Origin of the sequence: Dolichospermum heterosporum TAC447 (genome assembly GCF_024584745.1) — a bacterium.
Lineage (GTDB): Bacteria > Cyanobacteriota > Cyanobacteriia > Cyanobacteriales > Nostocaceae > Dolichospermum > Dolichospermum heterosporum.
The window spans coordinates 1,548,792-1,557,825 of the sequence record NZ_CP099464.1 but is presented as its reverse complement, the minus strand read 5'-3'; the positions used below and the strand labels follow the sequence as shown (position 1 = coordinate 1,557,825).

Annotated in this window: 11 protein-coding genes; 6 read left to right on the top strand and 5 right to left on the bottom strand. The window is 40.2% G+C overall.

What is annotated here, in order from left to right; all coding sequences use genetic code 11:
* Window positions 1-217 precede the first annotated feature (217 nt).
* Window positions 218-1,300, bottom strand: a complete 1,083-nt coding sequence (psbA, locus tag NG743_RS07100; RefSeq protein ID WP_027404089.1) for a photosystem II q(b) protein — start codon at window positions 1,298-1,300, stop codon at window positions 218-220.
* 710 nt (window positions 1,301-2,010) lie between these two features.
* On the opposite strand from psbA, the gene NG743_RS07095 reads away from it, so the two are divergent.
* The gene (locus NG743_RS07095; RefSeq protein ID WP_027404258.1) at window positions 2,011-2,787 is read left to right on the top strand and encodes a class II aldolase/adducin family protein; all 777 of its coding nucleotides are present in this window, start codon (window positions 2,011-2,013) and stop codon (window positions 2,785-2,787) included.
* 254 nt (window positions 2,788-3,041) lie between these two features.
* On the opposite strand, the gene mnmA is transcribed toward NG743_RS07095, so the two are convergent.
* Window positions 3,042-4,094, bottom strand: a complete 1,053-nt coding sequence (mnmA, locus tag NG743_RS07090) for a tRNA 2-thiouridine(34) synthase MnmA (protein WP_027404259.1) — start codon at window positions 4,092-4,094, stop codon at window positions 3,042-3,044.
* A 794-nt stretch (window positions 4,095-4,888) separates the two neighbouring features.
* Here mnmA and psbP point away from each other — a divergent pair.
* From psbP to NG743_RS07065, 5 genes are all read left to right on the top strand, one after another.
* Window positions 4,889-5,434, top strand: coding sequence for a photosystem II reaction center PsbP (gene psbP / locus NG743_RS07085; protein ID WP_027404260.1), 546 nt, complete (start codon window positions 4,889-4,891; stop codon window positions 5,432-5,434).
* Window positions 5,435-5,503: 69 nt separating this feature from the next.
* On the top strand, window positions 5,504-6,097 hold the full coding sequence (locus tag NG743_RS07080; protein ID WP_027404261.1) for a Maf family protein: 594 nt from the start codon (window positions 5,504-5,506) through the stop codon (window positions 6,095-6,097).
* 181 nt (window positions 6,098-6,278) lie between these two features.
* Entirely contained in the window at window positions 6,279-6,569 is a 291-nt protein-coding gene (locus NG743_RS07075; protein WP_027404262.1) for a nucleotidyltransferase family protein, read from the top strand.
* Complete coding sequence (locus NG743_RS07070; RefSeq protein WP_257121757.1) at window positions 6,559-6,837, top strand: HepT-like ribonuclease domain-containing protein; 279 nt, start codon at window positions 6,559-6,561, stop codon at window positions 6,835-6,837. The genes NG743_RS07075 and NG743_RS07070 overlap by 11 nt, the downstream gene beginning before the upstream one ends.
* Window positions 6,838-6,967: 130 nt before the next feature.
* Window positions 6,968-7,708, top strand: a complete 741-nt coding sequence (locus NG743_RS07065) for a phycocyanobilin:ferredoxin oxidoreductase (RefSeq protein ID WP_168467367.1) — start codon at window positions 6,968-6,970, stop codon at window positions 7,706-7,708.
* A gap of 422 nt (window positions 7,709-8,130) precedes the next feature.
* Here the strand turns inward: NG743_RS07065 and NG743_RS07060 are convergent, their stop codons facing one another.
* The 3 genes from NG743_RS07060 to NG743_RS07050 form a co-directional block, all read right to left on the bottom strand.
* On the bottom strand, window positions 8,131-8,451 hold the full coding sequence (locus NG743_RS07060) for a hypothetical protein (RefSeq protein ID WP_228044042.1): 321 nt from the start codon (window positions 8,449-8,451) through the stop codon (window positions 8,131-8,133).
* Window positions 8,452-8,588: 137 nt separating this feature from the next.
* Window positions 8,589-8,816 (bottom strand): type II toxin-antitoxin system HicA family toxin, encoded by a 228-nt coding sequence (locus NG743_RS07055; RefSeq protein ID WP_257121756.1) that lies wholly within the window; start codon window positions 8,814-8,816, stop codon window positions 8,589-8,591.
* Window positions 8,813-9,016, bottom strand: coding sequence for a type II toxin-antitoxin system HicB family antitoxin (locus tag NG743_RS07050; protein WP_193964621.1), 204 nt, complete (start codon window positions 9,014-9,016; stop codon window positions 8,813-8,815). The genes NG743_RS07055 and NG743_RS07050 overlap by 4 nt, the downstream gene beginning before the upstream one ends.
* Window positions 9,017-9,034 lie beyond the last annotated feature (18 nt).

Genomic DNA, 9,034 nt, shown 5'->3' with positions numbered 1-9,034 from the left:
CAAAAGTATTATTGATTTTCTATAATTTAAGCTGATTATACAGCCATTATGAATAATATATCTGATAAACAGCATCTAGGATAAAACTAAAATTGTGCGATAGCGAACTGCTGTCGCTCTTTCGGTACACAAACCCTAAATCTAGCCAGATTAGCAGTTCTCTTACAAAAAAAACGCTCCCCATAATTGGAGAGCGTTTTTTATTTAACTAAACCGATTAACCGTTGATTGCAGGAGCGCTTAAAGCAACAGGAGCAACATCAGCAGCAGCCAAGTCTAGGGGGAAGTTGTGAGCGTTGCGCTCGTGCATTACTTCCATACCTAAGTTAGCGCGGTTGATTACGTCAGCCCAAGTAGCGACTACGCGACCTTGAGAATCCATGATTGATTGGTTGAAGTTGAAACCGTTCAAGTTGAACGCCATGGTGCTGATACCCAAAGCTGTGAACCAAATACCAATTACAGGCCATGCAGCGAGTAAGAAGTGTAGTTGACGGCTGTTGTTGAAGGAAGCGTATTGGAAAATCAAGCGACCAAAGTAACCGTGAGCAGCTACGATGTTATAGGTTTCTTCTTCTTGTCCGAATTTGTAACCGTAGTTTTGCGATTCGTTTTCGGTTGTTTCTTTAACTAAGGAAGATGTAACCAAAGAACCGTGCATTGCGGAGAACAAAGAACCACCGAAGACACCAGCTACACCTAACATATGGAAGGGGTGCATCAAGATGTTGTGTTCAGCTTGGAACACGATCATGAAGTTGAATGTTCCAGAGATACCTAAAGGCATACCGTCAGAGAATGAACCTTGACCGATTGGGTAGATCAAGAATACTGCGGTTGCTGCTGCTACAGGTGCAGAGAAGGCTAGGCAAATCCAAGGGCGCATACCTAAGCGGTAAGAAAGTTCCCATTCACGACCGAGGTAGCAGAATACTCCGATCAAGAAGTGGAATACTACCAACTGGTAAGGACCGCCGTTATACAACCACTCGTCTAAGGAAGCAGCTTCCCAAATTGGGTAGAAGTGTAAACCGATAGCGTTGGAGGAAGGAACTACTGCGCCGGAAATGATGTTGTTTCCGTAGAGTAAAGAACCTGCAACTGGTTCGCGGATACCATCAATGTCAACTGGAGGTGCGGCGATGAATGCAATTACGAAGCAAGCGATCGCAGAGAGGAGGGTGGGGATCATGATTACGCCGAACCAGCCGATGTATAAACGGTTGTCAGTGCTTGTGATCCACTCGCAGAAGCGGCTCCATACGTTAGCACTTTCGCGCTGTTGTAAGGTGGTTGTCATGTGTTTATAATTGCGTTTGAGTTATGTATGTTCTGGTAGGTATTTCTACCTCATGTCTTTATAGTAAGCCTTATATTTCGATTTGTAAAGGGGTTTTCGTAATATTTTTCGATAAATCTAGAAACCTGGGTCGTCTTTATGGCTATAACCTAGATATGGTAAGGCTTTCTACTGTTAATATTTTTTATAAAAACTTTTAATTTTTTTTCCTAACATTCAACATTTCTGCGTAGTGATAAGTAGTGAGACAGAATTAGTTACACAATGTCATTGCAAATGGAACGAAGTGAAATGAAGCAATCGCAAGGGTTGTGATTGCTTCCCTTCGCTCGCAATGACTGTAAATATTTTTGTCCAATTACTTAAAATAATAATTATGGATAAAAAAGTGATTACCAGTAGTTATTCCCTGCCAATCAAGCTGATATTTAATTTTTGAAAAAATCTGATATAATCAGCAATACCTTGTTCAAATTAAAAAAAGTCTTGATTTATACTCAAAACGGCTAGAAGCTGGACTTTTTTATCATACAAAGAACAAGTTCAAAGCCTCTCCTACCTTAATCAAATTTAAAAAAGCCTTGATTCGTAGATTGGATTGTTCGCGTTAGTGTTGCCCAGGAATAGCATAAAAAATAACAAATGTGTTGCCTTGCGCGAATCGCTTGACAATCAAGACAGTCGCTACAAAAAATGGCGAAGCTATATATATGACCGAAAAACCTATACAAAAACCCAATAGTCCCCAAATTCCCACTTTTACTTCCATTACGGAGGAAAGATTACACCGTCAACAACGACTAGCGGCTGCATTGCGGCTATTTTCACGGTTTGGATTTGATGAAGGTGTTGCTGGACACATTACAGCCCGTGACCCAGAAAACCCTGAACATTTTTGGGTAAATCCTTTTGGAATGCACTTCGGTTTAGTTAGAGTTAGTGATTTGATATTAGTTAATCAGCAAGGTGATGTAATTTACGGTAATCGTCCGGTAAATCGCGCAGCTTTTGCTATTCATTCTCAAGTTCATGCAGCCCGTCCTGATGTGGTAGCGGCGGCACACGCCCATTCTATCTATGGTAAAAGTTGGTCTAGTCTGGGTCGTCTGCTTGACCCCCTGACTCAAGATGCTTGTTCTTTTTACGAAGACCACAGTATATTTATGGATTATACGGGAGTTGTGCTTGACCCGGAAGAGGGTAAGCGAATTGCTGAAACTTTAGGAAAAAATAAGGCTGTCATTCTCAAAAATCACGGCTTGCTGACGGTAGGTAAAACTATTGATGAGGCTGCTTGGTGGTTTATCACGATGGAGCGTTCTTGTCAAGCTCAATTATTGGCAGAAGCTGCTGGAATACCTAGCCCGATTAAGCCGGAGTATGCGAAGATAGCTTATAGCCAAGTGGGTTCTCCTGAGATGGGTTGGTTTAGTTTTCAGTCTTTGTATGAAATGATTGTGCGGCGAGAACCCGATTTTCTGGAATGACCTCTGTTGCGGTTATGGGGGTTACTGGGGGGGGATGTAATAAGTAATTGGACAAAAATATTTACAGTCATTGCGAAGGAAGGGAAGCAATCACAACCCTGGCGATTGCTTGATTTCACTTCGTTATATATGGCTAACGCCACGCTGCGCTAACGTAATGACATTGTGTAATTAATTCTGTCTCACTACTTATGAAGTAAGAAGTAAGGAGTAAGAAGTAAGAAATAAAGAAGGAAGGGCGCAGGGCCTGCGCCCTACGATTGTTCGATGATTCCGCCACCTAAGACTTTTTCACCTTCGTACCAAACGGCTGCTTGTCCAGGGGTGATGCTGAATTGTGGTTCATCAAATACTAACCGGACGCGGGAATCTGGTAGGGGAATGACTGTGACGGGTACGGGTTGGGAACGATAACGGATTTGAACTTCGGCGCGAATGGGGGCGACAGGTTCAGCTATGGAAACCCAGTTTACTCGATTTATTGTACATTCTGACTGAGATCCTTTGGTGCGATCGCCTACAACTACTTTGTTATTAGCTGCGTCTAGTTCAATCACATACAAGGGTTCAGCGGCGGCGATGCCTAAGCCTTTTCGCTGACCAATGGTGTAATGATGAACACCATCGTGTTGTCCCAAAACTTTACCAGTGGTATCTACAATATCACCAGGTCGAGGAGCTAAATATTTATCTAAAAATGCCCGCATAGAGCCATTGCTTTCTACTAAGCATAAATCTTGACTTTCTGGTTTATCGGCGGTTTTTAAGTTGTATTCAGTAGCAATTCTGCGAGTATCGGTTTTATTCAGTTCACCCAGGGGAAAAATTGTTGCCCCTAATAAGTCTTGGGATAAGTCATAGAGGAAATAAGATTGATCTTTGTTGCGGTCTACGGCTCGTAATAGTTGGTAACGGTTAGTGGTGTCATTGTAGCGGATTTGGGCATAATGACCTGTGGCGATTTTAGCCGATGCCAATTTTTCCCTTGCATATTCCACCATTGGCCCGAATTTCACCGTTTTGTTACATTGGGAACAAGGCAACGGCGTAATGCCTACACTGTAACCTGTCACTAAAAAATCAATAATTTCTGTTTGAAAGACATCCCGAATATCAACAATTTCATGGGGTATACCCAATTGTTCACAAATATTAGCCGCGTCGATCATTCCTTCAGAGCAACATTGCCCTTTGCCTTTCATCAGCCAAAGAGTTAAACCAATTACATCATAGCCCTGATTATGCAGCATAGCGGCGGCTACGGAACTATCAACGCCACCGGAAAGACCAACGACAACTTTTTTCATAAGGATATCCGGTAAGTAGGAAACGAGCGTGGCTTGGCTCCCTGAGAGGAAAGCGACACGGGCGGTTTTAACCGCTTTGAATGCTTTTTTCATTACCGTCTTGGAGTTAAGAAATTCGGGGTACTTTTGTGGTGTACTTTCAACGGGACAATTACCGATTCAAATTTCCCAAATCTGTACGCATAATGTAAGTAGTGAAACAGAATTAATTATACAATGCTATTGCGTTAGCGCAGCGTGGCGTTAGCCGTATGGAACTAAGTTAAATGAGGCAATTCCAAGGGTTGTGATTGCTTCCCTTCGCTCGCAATGACTGTAAATATTTTTGTCCAATTACTTATTGCTCCGAAGAGCCTCCCATTTCTGGGGTAATGTTAGCTGCGTCAATGTTTTAAGAGCTTTTTAGGCTTGCAACACTGTTTCAGTGACTTTGAAACTGTTTAATCACAAGCGACAGAGCAGGGAACTAGCTACGCATTCCAGGGTGTCGTGACTCAAAAAACGTAGTCAGTGAAGACTTAGACTGGTCAGTACAGCTTGCAATTTCTTACAAGCTCAGTCCCTTTAGGGCTGAGTTACTGACATTTTTCAAAGTCTTTGGGGCTTAATTGTTGCCACAAAGAGATTTTTATTTGACCACAAGGTGCGAGACTGTCCAATTATAGCACACATACTGATAAAGCCTGAAGGGGATGGCAAAACTAAAGTCTCCAGATTGTCCAGATTAGTGAGAAAATAAAAACTTGCAATTATCTTTACCTTGTATTGTTGACTGACCAAAGGAATTGGAAAAAATGTGGCAAAGAATTACGTTCATCTTATTATTGCTATTGAGCTTCAGCTTGAGTAGTGGCGGTGTAGCTAATGCGGCTGGACTAAATAGGTTTGTAGATAGTGCTGACGGTTATCAGTTTGATTATCCTAATGGTTGGTTACAAGTTAAAGTTGGTGATGGTCCTGATGTGGTGTTTCACGATTTAATTGAAGTATCAGAGAATGTGTCTGTGGTAATTAGTCCGGTGGCTTCTGGTAAAACTTTGGCGGAATTGGGAACGCCAACGGAAGTTGGTTATAAATTAGGAAAGGCGGCTCTTGCTCCTGTAGGTTCTGATCGGACTGCTGAGTTGATCAATGCGGCTGAAAGGGAAGTAGATGGAAAAATTTACTACTTTCTAGAATATGCAGTTAAATTTCCTAATGGACAGGAAAGACATAATATTTCTAGTGTGGCTATCAGTCGTGGTAAGCTGTTTACGTTTAATGCTTCGGTTCCTGAGAAACGTTGGAAGAAGTTGCAACGGATGATTGATGAGGTTGTGAGTTCTTTCACTGTTTATTAATAACTAGAAATGGTGGTAATTGACAATTAACTATTATCAATTACCAAAAAACTACTTATACAACAATTTATGAAAATTCCGCAATTTGTGCTTGCTTCTGCTTCTGTTGCCCGTCGTCGGTTATTGCAAACTGTGGGAATTGAACCAATAGTTTGTCCGAGTGATTTTGATGAGTCACAAGTACAACTAACTGAACCTGGGGAATTGGTGAAAACGCTGGCTAAGTGTAAAGCGGAAACTGTGGTTTCCCAATTTCCATCGGCGTTGGTGATGGGTTGTGATTCGGTTTTGGCTATGGGTGGGGGGATTTACGGTAAACCAGGGGATGCGGAGGAAGCGATCGCTCGGTGGCAATTGATGCAAGGTAATTTTGGTGACTTGTACACTGGTCATGTTTTGATTGATACTACTAAAAATCAAACTGTGGCTAAATATCAAGTTACTAGGGTGTATTTTGCGAAAATGAGCGATCGCGCTATTCTTGCCTATGTAGCTACAGGTGAGCCTCTTCAATGCGCTGGAGCATTTGCTTTAGAAGGCTTTGGAAGTTTGTTTGTGGAGAAAATAGAGGGTTGTCACAGTAATGTCATTGGTTTGAGTTTACCCTTATTGCGGCAGATGATCGGGGAATTAGGATATGAAGTTACAGATTTTTGGGGATAGTTAAGTAATTATTATTCCCAATTTTTAATGGATAAAATGTTAAAAAATAGGGACTCCGCAAGGCAGAAGTCAAAAGTCAAAAGCAATATTGAGCAAGATTTTTGGCAATTAAAAATGGTTGGTTTATTTACGCCGTGCTGCACTACTATCTTAATATAGAATTGGTTTAGGAAAATAAAGCATGAAACGAGATGAGGTACTGGCAACTTTAGCTGCACATAGAGAAAAGTTGCAGGAACTGGGAGTAAAATCCCTTAATTTGTTTGGTTCAGTGGCGCGGGATGAAGCTAGTTCAGATAGCGATGTAGACTTTTTAGTGGAGTTTAATCGTTCGGGTGGGTTGTTTCAACTTTTGCAAGTGCAGTATTATTTAGAAGATATTCTGGGATGTTCTGTTGATTTGGGAACGGAGGATGCTTTGAGAGAACATTTGCGAAAACCTGTATTAAAGGATGTCATTCGTGCCTTCTAGAGATTGGCGGTTTCGTATTCAAGATATTGTCTTATCTATCAATGAAATTGAGCAAAGGACAAGGGGTGTAACGTTTGAGGAATTTACAAAAAATCAAACGCTTGTCAAAGCTGTTCTCTATGATTTCGTCGTGATTGGAGAAGCTACTAGAAATGTTCCTAATGATATTCAGTTACGCTATCCTCTCATACCTTGGCGGTTGATGGGAGGGATGCGAAATGTTGTAACTCACGAATATTTTCAAGTTGATTTGAGTAGAGTCTCTTAAACAATTCAAAATGATTTATCCTCATTATTGCCACAACTACAAGAGGTGATAGAAAGAGAAATATCAGGAGAATAGTTGATCTGGTACAAATAATTGTAAACTAGGAAATAAATTGTATTTCCTAAATAATATGTCTTCTACTCCTTCTCTTCGTGAACAACAACATCCCCTGATTCATCAACTAGCTAATTGTATTGAAGCGGTTTGGCATAAACACTTAGACTTATCACCATACAATTTACCTGCGGAATTGGGATATGTAGAAGGTAAATTAGAAGGGGAAAAACTGATTATCGAAAATCGTTGTTATCAAAGTCCCCAGTTTCGCAAAATACACTTGGAACTAGCAAAGGTGGGGAATATGTTAGATATTCTGCACTGTGTGATGTTTCCTCATCCTGAATATGATCTTCCCATGTTTGGTTGTGATTTAGTCGGAGGTAGAGGTCAAATTAGTGCTGCTATTGCTGATCTTTCGCCAGTAAACTTAGATCGAATTCTACCAGATGGTTATAATTTGCAACTTAGTAAATTAACCACAGCCAACTTTTCTCAACCTCGTGAATTACCAGAATGGGGCCATATTTTTTCCGATTTTTGTCTGTTTATTCGTCCTAGTTCCCCGGAAGAAGAGACAAGTTTTTTGTCTCACGTAGAATCATTTCTAGATATTCATTGTACCCAAGCGATCGCATCTAGTCCAGTTGCACCTGAAAAAGTAGCTCAAATTATTGCTGGACAATATAATTATTGTACCAAACAACAACAAAATGATAAAACCCGTAGAGTTTTAGAAAAGGCTTTTGGGATAGATTGGGCAGAAAATTATATGACTAAAGTTTTATTCGACTTGCCAGAGTTGCCAGAATAATCTGAGAAAATATTACCAGAAGTCTCAGCAATTAAAAATTGCTATGGCAGCATCCCAATTATGCGGTAAGCATAGATGCTTAGAGACTTCAGGGAGAATAAAAGGCAAAATAGCCGAAAAGTGATGAAGAGAAAAAATGAACAATAAATTTAAATTCTGTATTAATTACTATACAGAATTTGGATGCTAAAAATCACAATTTAAACAAATGACCCAGATTGGGACGGTCTACCACTTCCTCTAAGAGGGTGTTTAAAAAGTCACGATTGCTGTATCAAATGTTTTACCCCTCCCTAACCCTCCCCTTATAAAGGGGAGGGAACTGGATTTTCTTGTTTCTCCCCTTTGTAAGGGGGGTAACAATGTGATGAAAATTACGGGATACCACTTTTAAAACATCCTTCCCCTTTGCAAGGGGAGGGTTAGGGTGGGGTAATTTCAGGAATAATGGTGATTCGATAACTTGTGTAAACTCTTTTGCGTTTACTAGCATTTTGCGAACTGACAGAATAAGGAGGGTTTCCTAATCCTACCATTACCGGAATTTCCGTTTTTACTTTTCCTGCTTGACTGGATTCTTCGGCAATTATTTGAGTAATACCAGGAATTAGATCACCTTCCTTTATTCCTGCTTCTAACGCATTAGTTAAATAAACTTTCAATCTTTCTTCTGGTACAAATTTATAACCTAAATCTCCTAATAATAAACCTAATTTTAAATGCGCTATAGTATAGGGAGTCATTAATAATTCAAATCCAAATAGACGGTTTAAAAGTCTTGCACCTCTTAAAAAATTAGTCGGGGATTTTATCCAAAAAAATTTAGTTTAGCATTGTTCTAATTAAATCATTTTTTTGCGATCGCCTTAGACATAGCACATCACAGGAGATCAAGAAATCGCTCAATATCAGTGTGGGCTTGTTTCAAAATATGGACAAGAGTAGAGCGTTTAACAGGTTTATGAGCCGGAACTGTCAATTTAAGGACTTCATCAGTCAGTTCTTTTTCTAATCGAATGTGGCTACCACGTTGACGAGCTACAATCCATCCATCTCGTTCTAGAGCAGCTATGATTTTAGTGTATGGAAGGCTGGGAACTTTACTCATATAACCAACTCTTGAACAATGATACCTTCCTGAGCGGAAAATTCATTTTCTACAGGTTCAAGATATAACTCTATAGCTTCTTTAATATTTGCTAATGCCTCATCAACATTTTCCCCTTCACTGATACAACCAGGTAAGGAGGGAACATAGACGGTGTAGCCACCTTCATCACTAGGTTCTAGAATTACTCTTAGCTTCATATTTTTACATCCATGATA

What these genes read in the sequence shown, in the direction of transcription:
- psbA (WP_027404089.1), bottom strand. Translation starts at nt 1,300, where the DNA reads ATGACAACCACCTTACAACAGCGCGAAAGTGCTAACGTATGGAGCCGC.
- NG743_RS07095 (WP_027404258.1), top strand. Translation starts at nt 2,011, where the DNA reads ATGACCGAAAAACCTATACAAAAACCCAATAGTCCCCAAATTCCCACT.
- mnmA (WP_027404259.1), bottom strand. Translation starts at nt 4,094, where the DNA reads ATGAAAAAAGTTGTCGTTGGTCTTTCCGGTGGCGTTGATAGTTCCGTA.
- psbP (WP_027404260.1), top strand. Translation starts at nt 4,889, where the DNA reads ATGTGGCAAAGAATTACGTTCATCTTATTATTGCTATTGAGCTTCAGC.
- NG743_RS07080 (WP_027404261.1), top strand. Translation starts at nt 5,504, where the DNA reads ATGAAAATTCCGCAATTTGTGCTTGCTTCTGCTTCTGTTGCCCGTCGT.
- NG743_RS07075 (WP_027404262.1), top strand. Translation starts at nt 6,279, where the DNA reads ATGAAACGAGATGAGGTACTGGCAACTTTAGCTGCACATAGAGAAAAG.
- NG743_RS07065 (WP_168467367.1), top strand. Translation starts at nt 6,968, where the DNA reads ATGTCTTCTACTCCTTCTCTTCGTGAACAACAACATCCCCTGATTCAT.
- NG743_RS07060 (WP_228044042.1), bottom strand. Translation starts at nt 8,451, where the DNA reads ATGACTCCCTATACTATAGCGCATTTAAAATTAGGTTTATTATTAGGA.
- NG743_RS07055 (WP_257121756.1), bottom strand. Translation starts at nt 8,816, where the DNA reads ATGAGTAAAGTTCCCAGCCTTCCATACACTAAAATCATAGCTGCTCTA.
- NG743_RS07050 (WP_193964621.1), bottom strand. Translation starts at nt 9,016, where the DNA reads ATGAAGCTAAGAGTAATTCTAGAACCTAGTGATGAAGGTGGCTACACC.